A 23,516-nucleotide genomic window follows, 5' to 3' on the forward strand; every position below is an offset into this window, starting at 1 on the left:
ATTATATTCTACTCCTTAAATTATTCGTAATGTTGTTGTGTATTCATCTGTTCAAGGTGATCGGTAATACTACCTGCCACCTCAACATTATCAGGTGTACAAAGGAAGATATCAGCACCTACACGTTGTATATCTCCGCCAATGGCATAAACTGTTCCACTTAAGAAGTCAATAATACGTTTCGCTGATACTTTATCAATACGTTGTAAGTTAACTAATGTCGCACGACGATTTTTAAGTTCATCTGCAATGTCTTGAGTATCTGAAAATACACGAGGTTCAAATAAGCACATTTTTGAATTTTCGTAATTACTATAACCTGTACCAGCTGATTGATTCATAGTAACAACATTTTTTGAATTAGACTTATTTGATGTATGTCCCATACGATAATTCCTTTCTTCAGTATTGTAATTTTTTGATACTTTCTTTTGAGGTACAGTTTTTAAGTGATTTTGATTATTCTGTGTTCTTTCAATAGGTTGCTGTTGCATATTACGATTTTGATTTTCTTCATTTTGTGTTACACGCTGTTGTCTTTCAGCAGGGCTTTCGACTTCTTCTTCATCTTCCATTAGGAAAAAATTATTAAATAAATCCTTGATAGCCACGGGGCTCACTCCTCTTCTCCAACAAGTTTAGTCCCTATTCTTATAAATGTAGCACCTTCTTCTACAGCAATAGTATAATCATTACTCATTCCCATAGATAAATATTCACATGGTGCATAATTCAATTTAAGGTTTTTAATTTCATCTCGTTTTAATCTCAATTGTTTAAATAACTGATGTATGTAGTCCTTATCATCGGTATAAGGCGCCATTGTCATTAATCCAACAATTTTAATATTGTCGAATGCTTTAATTTGTTCAATAAAATCATTAACTTCACTAAGCGCAATACCATGTTTAGTTTCTTCACCAGAAACATTCACTTGGATAAAGCATGAAATAGTGTGAGTTGCTCTTTTATTAATTTCTTTTGCTAAACTCAAACGATCTAGTGCATGTAAATAATCGATGTCATTAATCACATCTTTTACTTTTCTAGACTGTAGTGAACCGATAAAATGCATTGTAACATCTTTAGGTAAGGCTTGTTTTTTTTCTAAAAAACCTTCTAATCTATTTTCTCCAAAGTGTCTTAAACCGGCATCATACGCTTCTTTTGCTCGGTCTATTGTAACATATTTTGTTACTGCAATCACGTTTGGAGCGGTCTTAATCACACTTTTTTCAAGATGATGATTAATTTCCGTTTGTATTTTTTCTAAATTTTCTGTTACTTTCATTATATATCAACCTCTTAACTTTGTAATGACATAAAGGATTATAGTGATATAACTGTATTACACTACACTTCTCCCTTTTGACCTATAAATGCTAACATCCTACCAGTTTTACCTTTTTCAACACGATAAGAGAAAAAAAGCGATAAGTCTTCTGACGTAGTGTATTTTGTAATATTAATATTTTCAGCTGGTACACCACTATTTTTTAATAATAAAGCGTTGGCTAATTTTAAATCAATACCATGTCGATCAGTATCACGTGTTTCAATATATTTATCAGAATTAATAGGTAATGTTTCAAATTTCTTTTTAATATCATCATTTATTTCATAGGTTGAAGAAGTTGCCGGACCTATGACTACATTTAAATCTTGATAGTCAAATTCTACATATTTAAGCATTTCTACTACTATTTGACCATATGTTCCTCTCCACCCCGCATGAGCTAGAGCGATAAAATGATGTTTCTCACTATAAAAATATACAGGTACACAATCAGCATAACACATCGTTAATAATATATCTGAATCATAAGTATACATACCATCAATTCCATATAATTCATTACCTAATGCCTTAATATTAGCGCCACAATGTGCTTTAGTAATGTGAGCGATATTATTTTCGTGTGTTTGAATAGGAAAAACCCATTGTTGTGTAGGAAAGTTGATAGCATTAGCTAATATCTCTTGATGATGCGTCACATGACTAGGTTCATCATCAATATAACGTGCCATATTAAACGCATCTCTTGGATATGGACTCTTTCCACCTTCACGTGTAGTAAAACCAAGTGTTAACTGATCATATTGTGATGTATAATTCAAATAATGTGGCTGTTTTATAAATTTTTCCACGTTGTGAAAACCACCTTCACTTTTAAGAATAATCATACCTAGACTATTGTTTTATATTTTATCAGCATTTCGATTAAAAGATGTAGATAAATGTATTATATAACATATTTCTTTTTAAATTAAACAAAATAAAAAGAGCAGCATTCTCCTCAGAAATCACTGCTCCTTTCTTTATATTTATACTTTAATATTAGCGTCTAGTTCTTCTAGAACGTCTTTCTTCTCTATTACGAATAAAGCTAGGAATATCATCATCTTTAGTAGTATGACTTCTTTCGCTTAGACCATCAGAAGGACGTGAATTAGATGTACTATGTGTGAATGAGTCTTCTTTTGGTGCACTTTGAGTTGATGTACTAGAAGTTGCACTTGAACCAAAACCAGTACTTGACGCTTTACGTCCTTGAGATGTTGGTTTATCTTCAAATCCAGTTGCGATTACTGTTACAACAATTTCATCTTGCAATTCTGGATTAATTACAGTACCAAAAATCATATTTACATCTTCATCTGCTGCATCTTGTACAATATCAGCTGCTTCTTGGGCTTCGAATAAAGATAAAGATTCTCCACCTGTAATGTTCATTAACACACCTTGAGCACCAACAATTGATGTTTCAAGTAATGGAGATGAAATAGCTTTTTTAGCAGCTTCCACTGCTCTATTTTCGCCTGAAGATACACCAATACCCATTAATGCAGAACCTTGGTTAGACATAATTGTCTTAACGTCAGCAAAGTCTAAGTTCACTTCACCTGATACAGCGATTAAATCAGAGATACCTTGAACACCTTGACGTAAAACATTATCTGCTTCTTTAAATGCTTCCATCATAGGAGTTGATTTATCAACAATATCTAATAAACGATCGTTAGGGATAACGATTAATGTATCAACTGCCGCTTTCATTGCTTCAACACCTGCTGCTGCTTGTGTAGAACGTTTACGTCCTTCGAAGCCAAATGGACGAGTTACAACACCCACTGTTAATGCTCCCATTTCTTTAGCAATTTTAGCAACTACTGGTGCAGCACCTGTACCAGTACCGCCACCCATACCAGCAGTAACAAATACCATATCAGCGCCTTGAATAGCATCTTCAATTTGTTCGCGTGATTCTTCAGCAGCTTTTTTTCCAATTTCTGGATTTGCACCTGCACCTAAACCACGTGTTAATTTTTCGCCGATTTGTATTTTAGATTCTGCTTTAGATAAGTTTAAAGCTTGCCCATCAGTGTTAATAGCAATAAATTCAACATTGTTCATTCCATGATCAATCATGCGGTTAACAGCGTTGTTACCGCCGCCACCTACACCGATGACTTTTAATGTCGCCAAATGATTAAATCCTTGTTCAAATTCTAACATTTATTTTTCCTCCTAGTCTTAATGGCCAATTATTCAAATAGAGATTTCATAAGCTTTTTAAATTTGCTTTCTTCTTTATCAGATTTTTCATGTTCATCATCATAATGATGTGTTCCATCTTGATGGTTGTTTTCGTCATACGTTTCATAATCATCATGTTTCTCCGCTTTTTCACGTACTTCCGGTTGATGATTTTCGTCAGTGTCTTCGTTTTTATTAGATTTACGTTTAAACCAGTCAAAGCCACCTGACTTTGAAGTATGATTGTGTTCGTCATTTTCAATGACTTCTTCTTCAAATTCATCATTATCTTGATAATTTATTGTAACATAATCTAATAATTCATCAAATGTGATACTACTAGATATTGTAGAAATCGCTGAAGTAAATTCAGGTTTTCTAATTCCCATTTGAGACGGTGTATGGATTCTTATTTTTTCATTAACCATTGTACTTAGTAATTCTTTAACGCCCAATAAGTTTGAAGAACCACCTGTAACAATGAATCCACCATTTACTTTAGTTAATCCTAAATCTACCAACACATCAAATACCTCATCAAAGATATCTTGCACTGTTCTTTCAATAACTGCACTTAAATCTTTTTGAGTATACTCTACTAATTCGTCACTATCTACCTGATCAACACTGAAAACGTCTTGATCAGACGCTGATTGTGTATAAGCATGTCCATATTGATGTTTAATTTTTTCAGCTGTTTCATATGTAGTGTTTAATTCTTCTGCGATATCATCTGTAATATCACGTCCAGCTAATTCAATTGAATCGGCATCTACAAGTTCACCGCGTTCATAAAAGGCGATTTGAGTGAGATCTTCACCAATATCAATTACACATGCACCTAATTCTTTTTCAGTTGCAGATAAAATAGAGCCATAGTTATAAGCATCTGAATAGACGTCTAATACATCTACTCCACAAGATTCTACACATTTAATCATATTAATTAGAATTGACTTGTGAATTGCAATAACACCTGCTTCTACTTTTAACGAGTGTCTTGCAATGAGTTCTTTAGGATCCGAAACCTCGTTATCTCCATCTACAATGAATCTAATCGGAAACACATCAATAACTTCTGTATCAGGTACATCATTTTTTTGACGTATACCTTCCAATACTGTTTCAATATGTGATCCACTAATTTCTGTATCTTCGTAAAAATCAATTTCGTTTTCTTCATCGTACACTTCAGTACCAATGATAGGTAATTTTAAGAAAACTTCTTTTATATCCACACCTGATGCGATAGAAGCTTTTTTAATTGTATCTTTAATTGCTTGTTTCGCAATATCAAAATCATCAATCAATCCATTCTTAATACCGCTAGTGTAGGTTTGCCCTGTACCTATCACATTAATACCATTGTGAAATTTTTCGCCTACTATTGTTTTAACACTTGATGAACCAATATCTATGCTTACATAGTAATGTTCCTCCATAGATAGGCACCTCCTGACAAAATACTATTAAAATACACTATATTTAGTTTACAATACGTCGTTTAGCTTGTGAACTATAAACACATATTATTATCGAAATTTTTTAATTATTTGTATCCGATTGTTCGCTTATTTTATTTAATGCACTTTGTAATTCATTTTTTGCTTCTGTTTCTTGCTGTGTTTTTTGACGAACATTTTGATCGGACTTAGAATTAATACTGCTATTTTCATTATATGGAATAAATGATGCTCCTACAGATAAATCAATATATCCTTGTGTTTTTAATTGACCTGAACTATCTTTTGCAAGAGATTGAGACATTTGAGGATAATACTCGATTTTGTTAGCTAGAGTATTGATGTCTCCTACTACTTGCATGCCATCTTTCATATATAAAAGGACTCGATTTTGTTGATTCTGCAAAGGTGCATATTTTATTTCTGAAATCATATCTCTCGTTTCATTAGACATTTTAGATAATGCTTTCGTGATACGATTTAAATTGTCACCTTTAAAATCTTCTAATACAGGTGCACTATTCGCAATATCACCATTATAATTGTCTAATTTTTTATTTCCTTCAATTATTGGCACATATTTATTTTTATCTTTTACAATACCTACTAAATTATTTTCAATAATTTTAACATTTAAAGTATTAGGCAACTGTTTATTAATCTGAACATCTTTGATTAATGAATTTTTCTTTAAATTATTGATAGCTTTGCTTTTACTAAAAGTATAAATGCGTGATCCTTTTTTGATATTTAATTCTTTTTCAACTTGGCTATCACTTACATTATGATTACCACTAATATTAACATGAGAAATTCTACTTAATGGTGTAAACATATATAGTAGAAATAATATAATTAAAAGTATTAAAGTAGTAACAATAATATATTGAATACGTTTTTGTCGCTTTCTTTTATCTATCTTTTGTTGTTCTCGTTTTTCAGTTACCGTTAAGTGACTATATTTATCATTTTGAAATTTATTGCGCTTTTCTCTTAACCTTGTTTTTACTTCTTTCTTTAAATTTTCACCTTTATTTTTCGAAGAATTTAAAGATTTATTTGACCTTCTATCATTTGAAAGATTCTTTTCTTTTTGGAGTCTATCTTTTGATTTAACATCATCTTTAATTTTTTTATTTTTATCATTTTCTAATTCAGTTTTGTCTTTATCAAATGAACGCTTGATAGAACGAATCTTTTTATTTCTATTGCCCCTTGTATCATCCAATTACTTCACATCCTTTAATTAAGATGGTAGGTATGCACGGAAACTTTCAATAAATCTTTCGCCACGTTCTTCAAATGTTTTATATTGATCCCAACTTGCACATGCTGGTGAAAGTAAAACAACATCATTAGGTTCAATGACATCTTGAACTTTTTTTACTGCATCTTCTATATCAACTGCTTTGATTACTTCTTTACCTTGACTATTACCTAATTTAGCGAATTTATCTTGAGTTTCACCGAAAACTACCATTACTCTAACATGTTTCATGTAAGGAATTAATTCATCAAATCCATTACCTCGATCTAAACCACCACATAACCAGATAATAGGTTGTTTAAATGAATTTAAAGCAAACTGTGTTGCTAATGTATTGGTTGCTTTAGAGTCATTATAGTATTTATTTGTTCGATTCGTTCCAATATATTGTAATCGATGTTCAATACCTGAGAATGTTGTTAAACTATCTACGATAGCCTTAATTGGCACGCCTGCAAGTATCGCAGCTAAAACAGCAGCTAAAATATTTTCTAAGTTATGTTCTCCTGGTAAAACTAAATCATCAATATTAATAAGGTTAACATCATTATAAACGATATAATTATCTTTAATATAGATGCCATCTACTTCTTGTTGAGTAGAAAAATATAATGTTTTAGCTTTTAAATTTTCAGTTTCAATTAAATGACGTTGATGATAATTACAAATCAAATAATCATCTTCTGTTTGATTTTTGTAAATACGTCGCTTCGCATTTTGATAATTTTCTAATGACTCATGATAATCTAAATGAGCAGAATAGATATTTGTAATGATGGCAATGTGAGGTTTGTAATGTTCAATGCCAAGTAATTGGAATGAAGATAATTCAGTGATTAGATATTCATCAGGTGACGTTTCTTGAGCTACTTTAGAAGCAACATACCCAATATTTCCTGAAAGTCTTCCAGTTAATCTACTTTTTTTAAACATATCTCCAATGAGAGAAGTTGTTGTTGTTTTACCATTTGTACCAGTCACAGCGATAATTGGAGCTTCAGAAATTAAATAACTTAATTCTACTTCAGTTAAAATTTTAAGGCCTCGTTGATATGCTTCATCAATAATTGAAACTGTATAAGGTATACCTGGGTTTTTAACAATAATCGGGTTGCTATCAAGTAATGATAATGGATGACCACCATCAACAATTTTCACACCTAATGTTTCTAAGTCTTTTGCATGGGGATCTTTAGATAAATCTTTCCCATCATTTACAGTTACATTTGCACCTAATTTAACTAATAACTTAGCAGCTTCATAACCACTTTTTGCTAATCCAACTACAAGAACATCTTTATTCTCTAATCCTGTATAATTTAGCATTCTAATGCACTCCTATCCATAATCCAATTAATCCTGAAATTAAGCCCACAAGCCAAAATACTGAAACAACTTTCCATTCACTCCATCCGCTAAGTTCAAAATGATGATGAATTGGTGTCATTTTAAAGATTCTTTTTTTAGTTAATTTATAAGATGATACTTGCAACATTACTGATAATGTTTCGATAACAAATACTAAACCTACAAAAAGTAATGAAAATTCTTGGTTTAACATAATTGAAACTGTAGCAAAAATACCTCCTAATGCTAAGCTTCCTGTATCTCCCATAAACACTTTAGCTGGGTTTAAGTTATACGGTAAGAAACCGAGTAATGCAAAAATCATAATAATACAAAAAGTACCAATTGCAGGAGCATTTAACATGAAACTCATAATTGCATACATAGTGAATCCAATAATTGATAAGCCAGTTGCTAATCCATCCAATCCATCAGTTAAATTAACTGCGTTTGAAAAACCAACTTGCCAAAAAATAATAAAAATAACGTACGCAAACGACAATGGAATTTCAAAATTAGTAAATGGAATATTTATACTTGTTGAAAATTCTATTAAATGAAAAACATCGCTTAGAATGAAAAATATAATTGCTATTGCAATTTGAGCTAAAAATTTCTGCTTACTTGTAAGTCCTTGGTTATTTTTTTTAACTACAATAATGTAATCATCAATAAAACCAATGAGTCCAAATCCTATTGTGACAAAGAGTAATAGAATAATAGGATTAGAATGATCTGTGAAAAATATAGCAATAATAGATGTAATAATAATACTAATTAAAAATGTTAAACCACCCATGGTTGGTGTACCCGTTTTTTTCATATGACTTTGAGGGCCTTCTTCGCGGATACTTTGCCCAAATTTCATTCTTTTAAGTGTCGGTATAAGTACAGGAACTAAAATAAATGTGATAAGTAATGCGATAATCGCAAATATAAAAAGCATGGTAATCTCCTTTATGTATTTTAAATTTATTCGTTTTTCACTTTATTTCCTTTATAATCTTATCAATTTTCAAACTAATTTTATATATATTATGTAAGAAAATGAGATTATAAATAAGGTATACATAATATATGACACCTTATTTATAATCATTTAAAACGACATCATTTGTTCTTATGAATCGTTTTTATCATTAGACGTTGTATCAGTTGAATTATCTGAAGTGTTATTTGAATCAGATCCACTCGAATCAGTTAAGGATGTACTATCATTAGGATCATCAGTAGATAATTCTATTTCAATTTTATTATTACTTTTGAGTGTTGACCCACTCGCTACAGATTGTTTTGTTACGTATCCACTGCCTTTAGTCGTAACATTGATTCCAGTTAATTCTTGGAAGGCTAGGACATCGTCTGTTGTCCAACCTTTCATATTGGGCATAGTAATATCGCCGTCTGTCACTGCTAACACTTTACTATTCGGTAATAATTTTGTATTAGCTCTAGTAGATTGAGCTTTTATTGTATTACCATTACCAATAATGACAGGTTGTAAATCTTTTCCTTTAAGACTATCTTGTGCCTTTTGACTTGGTTGCCCTACAACATTTGGCACTTTACTATACTGTGCTGATTGAGTCTCATCTTTTTTAGAGCCTACATTTAAATACTTAAGTGTATTTTCCATGATAGGTTTAAAAGCTTTACTTACCCCTAATTCATATGCTTCTTGGTCATTTTTCTGAGCAAGACTCATACCGGCATAAACAATAACTCTTGGATGTTTTTTTGGCGCATCTCCCATAAAGCTTACAAAGTAGGGATTTGCTCCTTTAACGTATCCACTACCATTTTCATTAACGACCTGAGCAGTACCTGTTTTCCCTTCAATATCATAACCATCAATACGATAATTGGAAGCATGACTTTTATCACTATTTACTACTTTATCTAATTCTGTTTCAACTTTATCCGCAGTTTCTGAAGTAATAGGTTTTCCAGCTATTTTCTTTTCACCTTTATAGAATGTTTTCTTTGAAATTGGATTGTCTATACTTTGAACAAACCAAGGTTTTAACATATTTCCTTTATTAAAGAAAGCTGATTGTGCTTGTATCATTTGTACAGGTGTCACTGTAGTCGATTGACCGAATGCTGATGTTTTTTGTTGTAATTCATTTGACCAAGCAATATTTCCTTTTAATTCTCCGTCAAACATGCCATTTGTTGATTTACCAAAACCAAAGCGCTCGTACCAAGATTTCATTTTGTCAGCACCAACTAAATCTTGAAGATGCATCATCAATGTATTAGATGAGTAAGTGAAACCTAATGACATTGGAATTTCTCCCCAACCGGTTTTATTCCAGTCAGAAATTCTTGAACCCATAATATCACGATGACCAGATTCAAATTTTTCTTTAGGATTAAATTTACCTTCTTGAATGGCAGCTGCTAATCCATATGATTTAAATGTTGACCCAGGCTCATAGGCATTTTGATATAAATCATTCGCCCATTTTTTTCCAAAGTCTTTACCCGTTTCGGGGTTGAACGTTGGACGTTGACTATATGCAAGAATTTCTCCTGTTTTCGCATCCATAACCACTGCAAATAAATCTTTTGGTTCATATCGTTTCACCATATCATCAAGGGCCTCTTCGACAAATACTTGTATATTTGAATCAATGGTTAAATGAACGTCATCACCACGTTTTGGCGCTTTTTCATTTTTACTGTTTGGTGCAATATAACCCCAAATGTCATGTATATAAGATAGCGAGCCTTTCTGTCCATTTAGATAACTATTAAAAATCTTTTCTACACCTAATGCACCATTTAATTCCCCGGTATCAGGATTTTTTTGAGCCATACCAATTAAATGAGAAGCAAAATTACCGTTAGGATAGAATCGTTCAGTTTCTGGATATAAGGTGATGCCTGGTAAGTCCATTTTATCGAGTTTAACTTTATCTTGATATGTTAAATTTGTCCCTTTCTGTCCAAATTCAACTTGAAAGGCTTTCTTTTGATTAAGACGCTTTTCAATTTCATCAGGCTTCATATCAATAATTTTTGATAATTGTTTTGCTGTTTTCTTTTTATCTTTAACATACCTTGGTGTATCACCAACTTCTCCAGCATTTTTATCAATAATAGCTACTAATTTATATCGTTGAACATCTTCGGCTAAAATTTTACCGTTTCTATCGTAAATTTTCCCTCTTTCAGGCTGTTCTTGCGTTTTTACGAGATATTTTTCATTAGCGCGCATCACTAAATTTTGTCCATCTGAATGTCCAGTTATCATGATATATGAATATCTTAAAACCAATACAAAAAAGAGCAGTCCGAATAATCCAACAAGGAGGACTGCTCCTAATTTATTTTTTCTAATTTTAATTTTTCGCTTCGCCATTAGTACGCACTACCTTTACATTATCGTTCTTTAGGCTCATACCTTGTTTTTTAGCCTGATCGTAAATGCGCTCATAAGAAGAATTTTTCTTAATTTCAGATTGAATTGCATTGTTTTCATTAGATTGTTGTTCAATCTTTTGATCTAACTCGGCAATTTTATCATTTGTATCGTATGCATCCATTTTTAAAGATAGCATATAGATTGCTAGAACAGCAATTGCTGTGACAAGCGTTATGTATAAAAATTTCTCAAATCGCGTAAGTTGAACAACAACCTTTTTAGTTACTGTTTTCGTCTCAGATTGTGTTTTTGGTTGTTCTTTCGGTATGCTAGTGTGCTGAATGTGTTCATATGGTTCGTAAATTTTTTCTACAGCCATCCTCAATTACTCCTTATTTTAATATTTCAGCAACACGTAATTTTGCACTACGTGCTCTATTATTTTCGTCTAAATCCTCATCTGTAGCAGTAATTGGTTTACGATTTACTCGTTTTAACTTAGGTGTATAAGCTTCAGGAATAATTGGTAACCCTCTAGGCACGTCAGGTCCTTTTTCGTATTCTTGGAAAATTTGCTTGCATAGTCTATCTTCCAGAGAATGGAAAGTAATGACTGAAATCCTACCTTTTACTTTAACATGCTCAATGGCTTGTTCAATTGAATCTTCGAACGCAGATAGTTCATCGTTCACTGCTATTCTTATCGCTTGAAAAATGCGTTTAGCAGGATGACCACCTTTTCTTCGAGCTTTAGCTGGAATACCTTCTTTAATAATATCTACAAGCTCTAATGTTGTTTCAATAGGTTGTTGTTCACGGTGTGCTTCTATTCTTCTCGCTATTTGTTTAGAAAACTTTTCTTCTCCATAACGATAAAAGATTTTAACCAATGCTTCATAAGACCAATCATTAACAACATCATATGCAGTTAATTCTTGCGTTTGATCCATACGCATATCTAACTTTGCATCATGATGATAACTAAATCCTCTTTCAGGTATATCAAGTTGTGGACTTGAAACACCTAAGTCATAGTAAATACCATCTACTTTTTCAATTCCTAAATTTTTCAAAATATCAGTTAATTCTCTAAAGTTATTATGTACAAACGTGACCTTGTGTAAGTGATCTTTTAGTACTTCTTTAGCATTTTCTAAGGCAGTAGTATCTTGATCGATTGCAATCAACCTACCGTCATCGTTTAATTGATTTAATAAATAGAGTGCATGACCGGCTCCACCAAGCGTACAATCTACATATATGCCATCCTCTTTGATGTCTAATTCATCTATTGTTTCTTTTAGCATAACGCTTACATGATGAAACACTATAAATTCCTCCATTAAAAATCAAAATCTATCAAATCTTCGGCAATATCTTCAAAACTTTCTTCTGATTCTTCATAAAATTCATTCCAAGTTCCTCTATCCCAAATCTCTATACGATTTGAGACACCTATTACCGTACATTCTTTTGTTAAATTTGCGTATTTCCTCAAATTTTGAGGAATGTTAATACGCCCTTGCTTATCTAGCTCTACTTCGATAGCTCCAGAGAAGAACATACGCATAAACTTACGTGCGTCTTTTTTTGTCATAGGTAAGGTTTTCATTTTCTCTTCAATCTGTTGCCATTCTTCAAGCGTGTAGCCAAACAAACATTTATCAAGGCCTCGTGTGATAATAAAACGTTCATTTAAGTCATATCTAAACTTAGATGGAATTATCATACGTCCTTTAGCATCTAATTGATGCTCGTATTCTCCCATGAACATTATTACCACCTCACCTTATTAATAATTTACCACATCTCACCACTATCCTCCACTAATTATGTAAAATATCTTAAAATTCTTTAATTTGACATAAAAAGACCCATATTATCTATTTAAATAATATGGGTCTCTCCCTTACAAATTAAGGTTTTATAACTATTTGGTTAAATGTATATTTAAGTGGAGGATAAGTGGAAGGACTGAACGCATCTATCCCAAATTCATTCATCATTTGAAGTGGATTCCAAATTCTTTCTTGTAGACCACCCATTGGATGCAATACATGTTCAATCTCTCTAAAATGTTTCATACTTATATCGTTATCTCTTTCAATGTTAAGTAAATATCGGTTTAATAAATATTCAAATTGTTTATTATGAATGTCATAATTTTTCTTTACTAAATTGATATTGTCATGATTATCATTCACTTCTTTAAGAAGTAATTCGTATATTTTGGCATGATTCTCTTTTAAAGACTCTACTTTTTTAATAAATGTATCTGAGGCTTTGCTACGAACGAAGTTTTCTCTATCCGTTTCTATACCGTTCATAATAACATTTTCAGCATTTAACTTATACTGATTAATTAGCTTTTCTATTCTAATTGGTAAATAAGTGATTTTCATTCTTGGTAAAACAATAGGCATTTCAACATCTAAAATTTTAAATACTTCATTCAATTCAGCCCAGTATTTAATTTCACTTGGTCCTCCAATAAAAGCTACCGTATTAAATAGCCATTCTTCCATTACTGGTCTAGTTACAACATTATTAGAAAAACGAGTTGGTTCTTTTTCAACTAATTTTAACAATTCATCTTTATTATATGTAATATCTGATTTACTCAATTTGAATACATCATCTTTTTTAATAATTAGTTGACGCATACTATCTTCATGAAGGAACAAATGGACATTGGTATCTGTTTCAATCATTTTGTTTAAACCTGATTGCGTAGTTAATTTTTGTGTTTTTCTAAACGCCTGGTTAATTTCATTATGTTTTTGAATAATATTTTTTAATAATGGCTTCTCCAATTCACGAATTTTTTCATATTGAGCATCAATAAATAGTACACCGTAATCTTTAAATACTTCTTGAAGTAACCCTTTAAAAATATCAGTCCAATTATTGTACTTTTCTATAATCTCTAAACATACTTGATAAAGTGCGTTAGTATGTTTCGTTTCTTTTAATTCTTTAAAAAATTGATTAAGTGCTTCAATCATCTGTTCCTTTTCTGGAATATAGCGAGAGACGCTTGTTTCAGGCGATGTCATTGTATGATATTTTACTTTATGTAATTGAGCGTCTTTTGCATTATAAGCATACGTATGATTTACTTCTTCAAAGTCATGATCTTCACCAGCAATCCAAAAAACAGGTACAACTGTTTGTTGGTATGTTTCAGTTAACTCACGACTTAAATTAACAATTGAAAGAATTTTATGAAACGTATATAAAGGTCCACCAAAAAGACCAGCTTGCTGGCCCCCAATTACCACTTTAGCTCCTTCACTGAGTGCAGTAAGATGAGTCTGTTGAATTTCTGTTATATTCAAATCTGACATATATGATTTAATCACTTGAGCAAGTTGTTGCTCTCTACCATTATTAGGACGATTCATTCTTTGATTAAAACTAGATGGTTTGACTGGATTATATTGATAAAATTTCAATAATGTTTCATCACTGTTTTCTAACTTAGTAATAAATGAATCTTTTTCTTGAAAATTAGTTACTTTACAGTTCATTCCCTTACTCCTTCAATATAACATTACTTATTCAGTATAAAGATTATATCCTTAGATGACAATTTTACGGCTTAAATATTGAAATTCAAATCCATTTTATCAGATTATAAGTAATTAATATGTTATTAAATGAAAATCGTATATTAATGACGATACAATATATATAAAGAATTTAAATGATAATGAAAACATGAGTAAAGTTCAACATCTTTAAATAAATTAAAAAAACTGTTGAATTATTTGAGGAATTTAAAGAAAAAGAAATTAATAATAAAGATTTGCATAAGGGTTCAATATACTAGTATGGTTTCCAAATCATTAAGCTATAAACGCTATTTGCATAAATAAGCCTGAGCCATTTAGCTCAGGTCTGTTATTAATCATTCTTCCACTAAATTAACCAATTCATACAAAGATTGTATTTCATAATCCGGTACAATATCACTGTTATTTTCTTTATTACGATAATTAAACCAACATGTTGTAATACCAGCATTTTTTCCACCTAGTATATCTGATGTAAGAGAATCTCCTACTATTATTGAAGTCTTTCTTTTTTCTTCACCAATTCTCTCAAAGATATAATCAAAAAATTCACTCATAGGTTTTTGATATCCTGTTTCTTCTGATATATATACTCCAGATAAGATATCTTTAAACTCTAATTGAGCAATACGACGTTTTTGAGTATCTGTAACACCATTAGTCACAATAAACAATTCACATTCTTGGCTTAATCGATCAATTGTTTCTAAAGTAGAGTTGAAGAATTTTAATGGTGCTTTAGCTAGTTCGTCTCTAAATAAAACATCGGCTTTTTTACCATCTACGTCTATGCCATACTCTTTAAAATAATTAATAAAACGATGTGTTAATACTTCTTCTTTAGATAGTTCATTTTTTTGAAATGCTTCCCAATGATTTTGATTTACTTTCTTAAAATATTGAAAATCTTCTTCAGTTGGATAATGACCGAAATGATGTGCCATTTGATGAAATGCTCGATCTTCTGCATCAAAAAAGTCCACAATTGTATCATCAAAATCAAGTAAAATAGTATCGTATTTCATTTTTATACTCCTAAATTATAGTATGTATATTATTTTAGCAGATTTGTCATGATTCATTAAATAATGCCAAAAAATAAAAACACTTAAGGATTAATCCTTAAGTGTTGAATACTTGCTATTAAGTATTAGAAACCAAATACTTTACCTAATACACTTGCACCACTTGATACAATGTCAACAATACTTGTACCTAATTTTGTCCAATCTTGATTTTGTGCTGCTGTTACAGTATTTGCAATTGCTTCTGCTAATTTAGTCATTTGAATTTCTCCATTCTTTTTTTATTTTTAAATGTTATTACATTAGAATCCTAAGTATTTACCTAGAATGCTTACACCATTTGATACGATATCAACAATGCTTGTACCTAATTTTGTCCAGTCTTGGTTAATTCCTGCGTCTACTGTATTTTTGATTGCATCGAATAATTTATCCATGTTAATAACCCCTTTATACGTAATTAATAATTAATTAAAATCCGAATACTTTACTTAAGATACCTACACCACTTGATACGATGTCAACAATACTTGTACCTAATTTTGTCCAATCTTGGCTTTGTGCTGCGTCTACTGTATTTTTAATTGCTTCTACTAATTTAGTCATTTGAATTTCTCCATTCTTTTTTTATTTTTAAATATTATTACGTTAGAATCCTAAGTATTTACCTAGAATGCTTACACCATTTGATACGATGTCAACAATACTTGTACCTAATTTTGTCCAGTCGTGGTTAATTCCTGCGTCTACTGTATTTTTGATTGCGTCGAATAATTTATCCATGTTTGTTATCTCCTTTGTACTATTTATAATTATCTTTAAATTAGAAACCTAAATATTTACTAACTAAACCTACACCGTTTTCTACGATACCAACAATACTTGTACCTAATTTTGTCCAATCACCATTAATACCTGCAGTTACTGTATCTTTAATTGCGTTAAATAAACCTTCCATTTCATACACTCCTTAGAAATTAATTGGTAAAATTCTAAAACGATAGGTTACTGTATTGCTTGCTTTGTTTTGTTTAACTATCGTTTTGTTATCTTTACTATAAAGGGTTTATTTAGATAGTTGTGTCATTTTCCGTAACTTATACTTAAATCATCAAAACTGTGCAATTTAAAAATTTATATTTACAGTTAGGAATTCAAATATGTCTATCTCGTCAAAGTTTTTTAGATTATAAAAATAAAATAATTAAAAATATTTAATACATAATTATATGATATAATCCAAAAGTGTATATTTTCATTATATTTATTCTAGTAAACTTAATTAAATGGTTATAAGGTGGTGATGTTAAAAGTAATTCCTACGTAAAATGTGAATAAAAGGACTGTGTTATTAATAATTACTAATTGAGTGAACGAACGGAGAATACATATGAAAAAATATTTCATTTTATTATTTAGTAGTTTTTTAATATTAAGTGCATGTGATAATGATTTTTCTTTAACTGGTGATAATAAAAAAGAACAGAATGATACCAACAATAAAAAAGAGAAAGAAGATAAGCATATTTCAAAATCAGATAAGAATTCTATAGAACATAATGACAAAACTATCCAAAATCAAAATACTGAAAATACAAGTAATGAACAGAAGTCAAACGAAGAAAGAGATTCAAAAGATACCATAGAAGATGTTTCATCTCAAAATAATAATCAAATTGATTTCTCTAATATTAAAGATAGAAGTACATTAGAATCAATTATTTATGGAAATTATAGTGAAGAACAAAAGATACAAGCTTACAATAGTGCAGTTGCAAATGGAATTATTCCACAAGGAAATGTAATGGAAGGTCCTGCTAGTGTAGCGTATCAAAGTTCACTTAGAGTTGAAAATGGTCAAGAAAAATCAATTTATGACCGACCAAATGAGTCAGATGTTTCAGTAGATGATGAAAATGCAACTCCGGATCCTAATGCTGAAATCAATGCAGCAGAAACTGAAGATGAGTATTATGATGCACTCAGAAAAAAATATAATGGCGGTCTTTCATCTGGAGAACTTCAAACAAAACATGCAATTGAGCAAGGTTACTACGAAGGTGATGACGCTGAAGAAGTCTATCAAAACATTAAAGAACAAGAAGCTGACATAGCAGCTGGAAAATGGGATAAATATAATAATTAAATTCTTGAAGCAAGTCATCATAGTGAGTTTAAAACAGATAAGCAAAAACCCCGTAACCACAATGGTTAACGGGGTTTATTAGCGTCCTGGGAGGGATTTATTAACTTTTTATAACGTTTGATAATCTTTTAAAAACCTATAATATCAGTATTTTTACTTAATTCCTTTTCATACCTTTTAATACAATTTCAAATTATTTTCCCCAAATTTTCCCCAAATCAGATTAAACATTTAAATTACGATTCAAAAAATTTTACATACTGAGTTTCATCACCTTTAATTACCACAGTTGATTTACCAATAAATACATAATTTGCTTCATCATAGATTTCTAATTCATCTATATTATCTATTTTAATACTTGTTACTTTTTCAAAATGTGGATAAGAATATTTAACTTCTTCTACTTCTTTAGTATCAATATCCGTCTTTTTTATTTCTCACTGCAACACAGAGCTTCTCTCAGCGTACAATTTATATTTATTTATCTGTAAATGTATATTTTTTTACATCTTCTATTTTCAAAGTTTTTATTTCATTTGGATATTCAGGAAAATACCATTTAAAAAATTCTGTGCCAGTAACAAATGTCATTGTTCCATCACCTTCATTATCTGAGTATAATATGTTTAATTTATTAACTAACATAGAATCTAATTTATTCATTATTTTCAAAACATCTTCACTAGATAATAGTGCTCTTTGTATATCTTTACTAACTTTTCTATTATTTATTTTTTCTTTTTTATAATGTTTCATTAATTGAACTTCAATAAACTCATTTAAAAAATAAATTTCATTAAAAGTACCACCTATTAATGCAATTTCATTTTCGTCAGATGAATGTAAATATAATTGTGTTGTGTCAGTTTTCAAAATATTGATATCTTTCTTTATATTAAAATGTTTTTGTAATAATTCTTCTAGTTTTTCATGACTTATATATTCATTGTTTTTGGTAAGATTTTTAGTAATAAAATCTAGTGTATATAAAAAACCGACACATGACATTATTGTAGAATAACTTAATTTAACAAAATTATTAATAAATTCTGTCAGCTCTTTTTTATTGTTTAAATTTTTGATATATTTCTGATTTGATTCTTCTAGTTCATTTTTATAATGATCTATTTGTTTGCGATAATTATAATTCCTTCTTCTCCACCTAATTGCAGAAATTGTATTAAACACAGTTAAAAAAGTCCCTATTATAGTTAATATTATTCCAATACCATTCATTTATACCTCACCTTTTTAAGTAAAATTTTAACATTATAAATAGAAACTACAAAATAGCCTAATCCAATTTGTTTAGTTCTTTATTTATTACTTAAAGCTATTAAATATCATACATAAATCGTAGCATTAATTATTTTTAACATTCTATTTCTCTTTTAGATTAATTTATGTTCCCAAAATATGAGATATAAGTCAATGTTTTGTACACAAAAACACGCCACTCGAAAGTGACGTTTGCATAATTGATATTAACTTGTCCGTGTGCTAACTCTTTAATACTTTTATTTTATATTTTCAAATATAGATTTGTTAACCATTATTTATTTTTAAAATATTCTACTATGTATTCTCTTAATTGATTTGATTCTTTAAAACTTACATTTAACCATTCTTTTTTTACATCATTTATAAATTCATTTATTTCATCTATAGTTTTTTTATTAAGCAAACCATTAAACTCCTTTAATTTTAATCGTATCCATTCTTGTTTACTATAATCATCTAAATCTCTGATTCTAATATATATATATTTATTAAATTTTTTAAAAATTCTAAATTCCATTTGGCTTTCATATGATAGTATTTCAAAATTATCATACCCTAAATCTTTAATTTGATTTGTAACATTTTCAACTAAATTAGCATAGTGCATTCCAATAAAAGTACTTAATTGATCAATAGATTTAAATATATTATCGTACTCAAAAGCTACGATATTTGAGAGACTATCTAAATCAGTGATACTGATTATATATTTGCATTCTTGATTTAATGTCACTACTGCTCTTCTATAGTTATTTAAATCATAACTATTTTTGATAATTTTATTAATTAGAGAGTTGTCTAAACGATTTATTAAGTAAGTAGATCTTATTTTTCTTAAAAAGTTTTTATTACTCTGGTTATTTATCATCATATCATCAATTAATCTTTCTTTTTTGGCTAATTTTATTGCATTATTACCAGAAATTTTAGCACCTAAATATGCACCACCAAATGTGGCGAATAATCCTACAATTGATATTGTAATTTTAATAAATTCTTTTTTATACTCATAATTATATATGATAAATATCATTATAGAAGATCCTATAATTCCGCTAAAAACGCCTAACACAACATAAAGTAGACATTCAGTTTTTTTATTAACTTTCATAAATAATTAACCTCATTATAAATATTTAATATAATTATACATAATTATTTCCAAAATAAAAACGCCACTCAATGAGTGACGTTTGAAAATATATCTAGCTTACTCGCATGCTTATTAATAACGATATAATTTATTTAGCTCGAAATTGAAGTCCTTTCTTTTAAAAAATCACACAAACCGTTTGTTGTTACATCTGAGATTATACTTTGTATATTATCTTTTATCATAGACTTCACTCGCTTTCTATATTTAATTAATTTGCATATGACAATTAATGTTAAGATAACGAGCTTAATTTCAAGCTGGCAGTTTACCAACTTGACTAAGGCTTCTCAACTAAATGAACTACATTACTTATTATAATTCACAGAACATATTATTACTATTAATAATCATTAAATAAAAAAACACCACTAATAGCGTGGTGTGATATGTCAAAAACTAACTTATAATTTCATTGCATAAGAGTTGCTCTATTTTTCAACTACTATTGTATCATTTACTTCTACTTCTTTAATCTCTTTAATTGTTTGCATAATTATCTACTCCTTTTTTAGACATCTTCAGTATACAAATAATTTTTCTTATATTCAATATATTCAACATCATTTTCTAATAATTTAAAAATTGGCCACTCAAAAATATTTACTATTTTATAATAAGTAAAACCTTTTATAAAATTATCAATTTTACATAAATAATCATTTTCGTTCAAGAATATTGCTTTTGCCATTATATCCTGTTTACTTAGATCCTGTTTATTATCGAAAAAAGCTTTGATTTCATTTTTAACGCTTTGATTATTAAGAAGTAATTTAGAAATAAAAATGTTATATTTGTTGATATCTAAAAGCTCTGAATTATCTTTTAATATTCTATCTATCTCATTAAATAATGTTAATCCACAATTATAATAACCACTATTTAATAATTCTAAACCTATTGATGTAATATTGTTTATGAATGGTAGTTTCTTATGGTAACCTAATTTTTCACAAGCATGTAAGAATAAAATAATGCCTAAATTTAAAGTATTATTAATTGACTCTTGTATATAATTTTCCGTAATTTCAATCTCTTTACCAATACAAAAACTATCTTCAATCATATTTTCATTAACTCTTTTCATATACAAATGATTTATAACGCCATTGTTATGCGTTATAATATTTCTTCTTTCGTAAATTTCATTTACTATATCGATAAATTCTGAATATTCTCTTTTAAATTTTTTGTTAGTAGTTTTAGTGAAATTATTAACAAATTCTGCTAACCATTTACTGATATTTTCATAAAGTAAACTTATAACTTTTTGTTCAATTACAAACTCATGAATATCATTTACACTAGTTAAATGAGCAATATCTTTATATGAAATTTTTTCATCGTTTAATTTTTCATGGTTATATTCATTTCTATATATTTGTGCTAATAAATTCGACATAAGTGTTTCAAAAATACTTATTATATTTTTCACTTGATTTTTTCTATTTGCTTCTATTTCTTTACTAATCATTGAATTTTCTTTATTACAATAATGAATTAAAAGTCTTATATAGTGATGATTGCTTGAAATTTTACCATTGTTGCTATGTATGTTCTCATAAAAAAATTTTCCTTTTTTTGATTCCAAAATTTTATTTTTTATATTTTCAGTAACCTCATCAATTTTCTCATTGTCATTATTGCTTTGTGCTTCCCTAGATAATCGAATTTTTAAATGTATTATCATTTCCACAATATCTTTATCACTCAAATTATCATTATCATTACTTTTCAAAAACTCAAAGTAATTTTGTTTATTAGCATATTTTTCATTAATTTTTGCTAACGAAAGCATAGAATTTATCAACTCATTAAATATATCTATGTAGTACTTATATTCTTCCATAACTATCCCCTTTATAAAATAAATTTCAATTGTACAGTATTATATAATAGTCTATCAAAACAAAATAAAAATTTGTTGTTTTATAAGTAATTTTGTTAAAGTTTCTATTAAAAGTTCAAAATTTAAATATATGGATTTCATAAAATTGTTTATCTTTAAAAATACATTCCTAATATGGTATTTTACCTATTTATTTAATGTATTAGCAAAACGCATACCCTTTTATACCGCATTGCTAAATTGACAAGCTGGTTAATGGTTGTAGTCCTAAATTAGGACTGCACTCGTGTATTAATATATTCCTAAATTCGAAATGTTCTTACGTATCGAAGTGGTTGCTATATTTATTTACCTAACGTCGCAAGTTGCGACACATGGGGTAGCGTTTCGCGACCCCATGAATAAGGGGGATAACGTTTCGTTCATCCCTTACTTAGATCAACTAACAAAGGGCGTCGTGTTTTCCTACTCCCTTTTATACATGACTGAACGAATTGTTCATGCAGCTATAATAAAATGTATGTCTATTAAGTGAAGTAGATGTATGTTAAAATAATTCGTAGTTAGCATTGCTTTCATTGAAACTTAGTCTTACTAGTCATGTACTAGTGAGACTTTTTCGCATACAAAAAGGGGCTTTACGCCCCTGAAGAGTTATGCGATTTATGAAAGCTTTTAAAGTGTCGAGATTGCCTAAACATACAGTATTTTCATTGGAGAAGAAATACTTAATGGAAAGGAAAAGTCGCCATTTAGACAATCTCAATTATTATTATTACATACTAATTTTTATTTAGCCATATTATTATAATAAAAATCATTAATTTGTATGTAATAAAGTAATAAAAACGTTTCACTCCTTACTTTTCATCTACACTCTCACTTAGTCCGTCATAAGCTAAGTTGAGAGTGCTTTTTTACGCAAAAAAGAAGCTAACCAATTAAGGTTAGCCTCACTGTAGTTGAGATAGAGTAAAAACTCTATATGTACGTAAAGAAGTTAGAGGTATTAAACCTCTTTTGCTATTATCTCATTATTTATATATTTGTCTACAATAAAATAAAAAGCTATGCCCAATGGACATAGCCAAGAAAAAATGACTCACATATAGAAAAATATAATATAGAAGTGCTTCATAAGGGAACAACTTCTAATGTCATTATAGGCATTAAATTTATTCATTGTCTACAATTTTTACAGTATCTATAAATTGTTTACATTCTCATTCCCAATATTTTGGGAATAAAACTCACTACTAGATCATTATATAAGCTGCGTACTCAATTTAGGTACGTAGATAATCTATATAAATCGCCATTTAGTTAAGAAATAGCTGCGTTGCCATTTTGATTACGCAGAGAAGCCACAAACGGCTTTTCAGCATTAGATAACCGACATTTCGGTTTTCTAATGCACTAACTTAGTGCGTTAGCTTTTTATTGATTAATAAGCTCGCTTTTGTTTTTTCTAATACGGTAACTTAACGTATCAGCTTTCT

General features: G+C 29.4%; 23 protein-coding genes. 1 reads left to right on the plus strand and 22 read right to left on the minus strand.

Annotated elements, in window-relative coordinates; genetic code table 11:
- Positions 1-20: 20 nt before the first annotated feature.
- The 19 genes from MHI13_RS07600 to MHI13_RS07690 all read right to left on the minus strand — a co-directional run bounded on the left by MHI13_RS07600 (position 21) and on the right by MHI13_RS07690 (position 16,543).
- Positions 21-611, minus strand: coding sequence for a cell division protein SepF (locus tag MHI13_RS07600; protein ID WP_017174547.1), 591 nt, complete (start codon positions 609-611; stop codon positions 21-23).
- Positions 612-616: 5 nt separating this feature from the next.
- A complete protein-coding gene (locus tag MHI13_RS07605; protein ID WP_054105451.1) occupies positions 617-1,291 on the minus strand; it encodes a YggS family pyridoxal phosphate-dependent enzyme in 675 nt (224 codons plus the stop codon).
- Between the two features lie 62 nt (positions 1,292-1,353).
- Positions 1,354-2,148, minus strand: coding sequence for a peptidoglycan editing factor PgeF (gene pgeF / locus MHI13_RS07610; RefSeq protein ID WP_083300243.1), 795 nt, complete (start codon positions 2,146-2,148; stop codon positions 1,354-1,356).
- Positions 2,149-2,338: 190 nt separating this feature from the next.
- Complete coding sequence (ftsZ, locus tag MHI13_RS07615) at positions 2,339-3,517, minus strand: cell division protein FtsZ (protein WP_017174544.1); 1,179 nt, start codon at positions 3,515-3,517, stop codon at positions 2,339-2,341.
- 29 nt (positions 3,518-3,546) lie between these two features.
- Complete coding sequence (gene ftsA / locus MHI13_RS07620; protein WP_017174543.1) at positions 3,547-4,980, minus strand: cell division protein FtsA; 1,434 nt, start codon at positions 4,978-4,980, stop codon at positions 3,547-3,549.
- Between the two features lie 103 nt (positions 4,981-5,083).
- Positions 5,084-6,229: a cell division protein FtsQ/DivIB gene (locus tag MHI13_RS07625; RefSeq protein ID WP_054105449.1), complete on the minus strand. Its 1,146-nt coding sequence runs from the start codon at positions 6,227-6,229 to the stop codon at positions 5,084-5,086.
- Between the two features lie 18 nt (positions 6,230-6,247).
- Positions 6,248-7,594 (minus strand): UDP-N-acetylmuramoyl-L-alanine--D-glutamate ligase, encoded by a 1,347-nt coding sequence (gene murD / locus MHI13_RS07630; protein ID WP_017174541.1) that lies wholly within the window; start codon positions 7,592-7,594, stop codon positions 6,248-6,250.
- 1 nt (position 7,595) lies between these two features.
- The gene (gene mraY, locus MHI13_RS07635) at positions 7,596-8,561 is read right to left on the minus strand and encodes a phospho-N-acetylmuramoyl-pentapeptide-transferase (protein WP_054105447.1); all 966 of its coding nucleotides are present in this window, start codon (positions 8,559-8,561) and stop codon (positions 7,596-7,598) included.
- A 174-nt stretch (positions 8,562-8,735) separates the two neighbouring features.
- The gene (locus MHI13_RS07640; protein ID WP_037540980.1) at positions 8,736-10,982 is read right to left on the minus strand and encodes a penicillin-binding protein; all 2,247 of its coding nucleotides are present in this window, start codon (positions 10,980-10,982) and stop codon (positions 8,736-8,738) included.
- Positions 10,963-11,364, minus strand: coding sequence for a cell division protein FtsL (gene ftsL / locus MHI13_RS07645; protein WP_017174538.1), 402 nt, complete (start codon positions 11,362-11,364; stop codon positions 10,963-10,965). Before ftsL ends, MHI13_RS07640 begins: the two co-directional genes overlap by 20 nt.
- A 13-nt stretch (positions 11,365-11,377) precedes the next feature.
- Positions 11,378-12,313, minus strand: a complete 936-nt coding sequence (gene rsmH / locus MHI13_RS07650) for a 16S rRNA (cytosine(1402)-N(4))-methyltransferase RsmH (protein ID WP_017174537.1) — start codon at positions 12,311-12,313, stop codon at positions 11,378-11,380.
- Between the two features lie 14 nt (positions 12,314-12,327).
- Entirely contained in the window at positions 12,328-12,759 is a 432-nt protein-coding gene (gene mraZ / locus MHI13_RS07655; RefSeq protein ID WP_017174536.1) for a division/cell wall cluster transcriptional repressor MraZ, read from the minus strand.
- A gap of 142 nt (positions 12,760-12,901) precedes the next feature.
- A complete protein-coding gene (bshC, locus tag MHI13_RS07660; RefSeq protein ID WP_049379535.1) occupies positions 12,902-14,515 on the minus strand; it encodes a bacillithiol biosynthesis cysteine-adding enzyme BshC in 1,614 nt (537 codons plus the stop codon).
- A gap of 380 nt (positions 14,516-14,895) precedes the next feature.
- Positions 14,896-15,585 (minus strand): YjjG family noncanonical pyrimidine nucleotidase, encoded by a 690-nt coding sequence (locus MHI13_RS07665; protein ID WP_002448764.1) that lies wholly within the window; start codon positions 15,583-15,585, stop codon positions 14,896-14,898.
- Positions 15,586-15,710: 125 nt separating this feature from the next.
- Positions 15,711-15,845, minus strand: a complete 135-nt coding sequence (locus MHI13_RS07670; RefSeq protein ID WP_002488710.1) for a beta-class phenol-soluble modulin — start codon at positions 15,843-15,845, stop codon at positions 15,711-15,713.
- A gap of 42 nt (positions 15,846-15,887) precedes the next feature.
- Positions 15,888-16,022, minus strand: coding sequence for a beta-class phenol-soluble modulin (locus MHI13_RS07675; RefSeq protein ID WP_054105446.1), 135 nt, complete (start codon positions 16,020-16,022; stop codon positions 15,888-15,890).
- A 34-nt stretch (positions 16,023-16,056) separates the two neighbouring features.
- Positions 16,057-16,191: a beta-class phenol-soluble modulin gene (locus tag MHI13_RS07680; RefSeq protein ID WP_017174533.1), complete on the minus strand. Its 135-nt coding sequence runs from the start codon at positions 16,189-16,191 to the stop codon at positions 16,057-16,059.
- 42 nt (positions 16,192-16,233) lie between these two features.
- Complete coding sequence (locus MHI13_RS07685; RefSeq protein WP_048762353.1) at positions 16,234-16,368, minus strand: beta-class phenol-soluble modulin; 135 nt, start codon at positions 16,366-16,368, stop codon at positions 16,234-16,236.
- Between the two features lie 40 nt (positions 16,369-16,408).
- A complete protein-coding gene (locus MHI13_RS07690; RefSeq protein ID WP_017174531.1) occupies positions 16,409-16,543 on the minus strand; it encodes a beta-class phenol-soluble modulin in 135 nt (44 codons plus the stop codon).
- Positions 16,544-16,975: 432 nt separating this feature from the next.
- On the opposite strand from MHI13_RS07690, the gene MHI13_RS07695 reads away from it, so the two are divergent.
- Entirely contained in the window at positions 16,976-17,731 is a 756-nt protein-coding gene (locus tag MHI13_RS07695) for a hypothetical protein (RefSeq protein ID WP_017174530.1), read from the plus strand.
- Between the two features lie 480 nt (positions 17,732-18,211).
- Here the strand turns inward: MHI13_RS07695 and MHI13_RS07700 are convergent, their stop codons facing one another.
- From MHI13_RS07700 to MHI13_RS07710, 3 genes are all read right to left on the minus strand, one after another.
- Positions 18,212-18,970, minus strand: a complete 759-nt coding sequence (locus tag MHI13_RS07700; protein WP_070548266.1) for a hypothetical protein — start codon at positions 18,968-18,970, stop codon at positions 18,212-18,214.
- Between the two features lie 316 nt (positions 18,971-19,286).
- Entirely contained in the window at positions 19,287-20,126 is an 840-nt protein-coding gene (locus MHI13_RS07705) for a hypothetical protein (RefSeq protein WP_070548268.1), read from the minus strand.
- A 553-nt stretch (positions 20,127-20,679) separates the two neighbouring features.
- Positions 20,680-22,017: a hypothetical protein gene (locus tag MHI13_RS07710; protein WP_070548270.1), complete on the minus strand. Its 1,338-nt coding sequence runs from the start codon at positions 22,015-22,017 to the stop codon at positions 20,680-20,682.
- Between the last annotated feature and the right edge of the window lie 1,499 nt (positions 22,018-23,516).

It is taken from the genome of Staphylococcus sp. FSL K6-0223, assembly GCF_038008285.1.

Excerpts from the sequence above, each read along its gene's own strand:
- MHI13_RS07605 (WP_054105451.1), bottom strand. The coding sequence starts at position 1,291 with ATGAAAGTAACAGAAAATTTAGAAAAAATACAAACGGAAATTAATCAT.
- ftsZ (WP_017174544.1), bottom strand. The coding sequence starts at position 3,517 with ATGTTAGAATTTGAACAAGGATTTAATCATTTGGCGACATTAAAAGTC.
- ftsA (WP_017174543.1), bottom strand. The coding sequence starts at position 4,980 with ATGGAGGAACATTACTATGTAAGCATAGATATTGGTTCATCAAGTGTT.
- murD (WP_017174541.1), bottom strand. The coding sequence starts at position 7,594 with ATGCTAAATTATACAGGATTAGAGAATAAAGATGTTCTTGTAGTTGGA.
- mraY (WP_054105447.1), bottom strand. The coding sequence starts at position 8,561 with ATGCTTTTTATATTTGCGATTATCGCATTACTTATCACATTTATTTTA.
- MHI13_RS07640 (WP_037540980.1), bottom strand. The coding sequence starts at position 10,982 with ATGGCGAAGCGAAAAATTAAAATTAGAAAAAATAAATTAGGAGCAGTC.
- ftsL (WP_017174538.1), bottom strand. The coding sequence starts at position 11,364 with ATGGCTGTAGAAAAAATTTACGAACCATATGAACACATTCAGCACACT.
- mraZ (WP_017174536.1), bottom strand. The coding sequence starts at position 12,759 with ATGTTCATGGGAGAATACGAGCATCAATTAGATGCTAAAGGACGTATG.
- bshC (WP_049379535.1), bottom strand. The coding sequence starts at position 14,515 with ATGAACTGTAAAGTAACTAATTTTCAAGAAAAAGATTCATTTATTACT.
- MHI13_RS07665 (WP_002448764.1), bottom strand. The coding sequence starts at position 15,585 with ATGAAATACGATACTATTTTACTTGATTTTGATGATACAATTGTGGAC.
- MHI13_RS07670 (WP_002488710.1), bottom strand. The coding sequence starts at position 15,845 with ATGACTAAATTAGCAGAAGCAATTGCAAATACTGTAACAGCAGCACAA.
- MHI13_RS07675 (WP_054105446.1), bottom strand. The coding sequence starts at position 16,022 with ATGGATAAATTATTCGATGCAATCAAAAATACAGTAGACGCAGGAATT.
- MHI13_RS07680 (WP_017174533.1), bottom strand. The coding sequence starts at position 16,191 with ATGACTAAATTAGTAGAAGCAATTAAAAATACAGTAGACGCAGCACAA.
- MHI13_RS07685 (WP_048762353.1), bottom strand. The coding sequence starts at position 16,368 with ATGGATAAATTATTCGACGCAATCAAAAATACAGTAGACGCAGGAATT.
- MHI13_RS07690 (WP_017174531.1), bottom strand. The coding sequence starts at position 16,543 with ATGGAAGGTTTATTTAACGCAATTAAAGATACAGTAACTGCAGGTATT.
- MHI13_RS07695 (WP_017174530.1), top strand. The coding sequence starts at position 16,976 with ATGAAAAAATATTTCATTTTATTATTTAGTAGTTTTTTAATATTAAGT.
- MHI13_RS07700 (WP_070548266.1), bottom strand. The coding sequence starts at position 18,970 with ATGAATGGTATTGGAATAATATTAACTATAATAGGGACTTTTTTAACT.
- MHI13_RS07705 (WP_070548268.1), bottom strand. The coding sequence starts at position 20,126 with ATGAAAGTTAATAAAAAAACTGAATGTCTACTTTATGTTGTGTTAGGC.
- MHI13_RS07710 (WP_070548270.1), bottom strand. The coding sequence starts at position 22,017 with ATGGAAGAATATAAGTACTACATAGATATATTTAATGAGTTGATAAAT.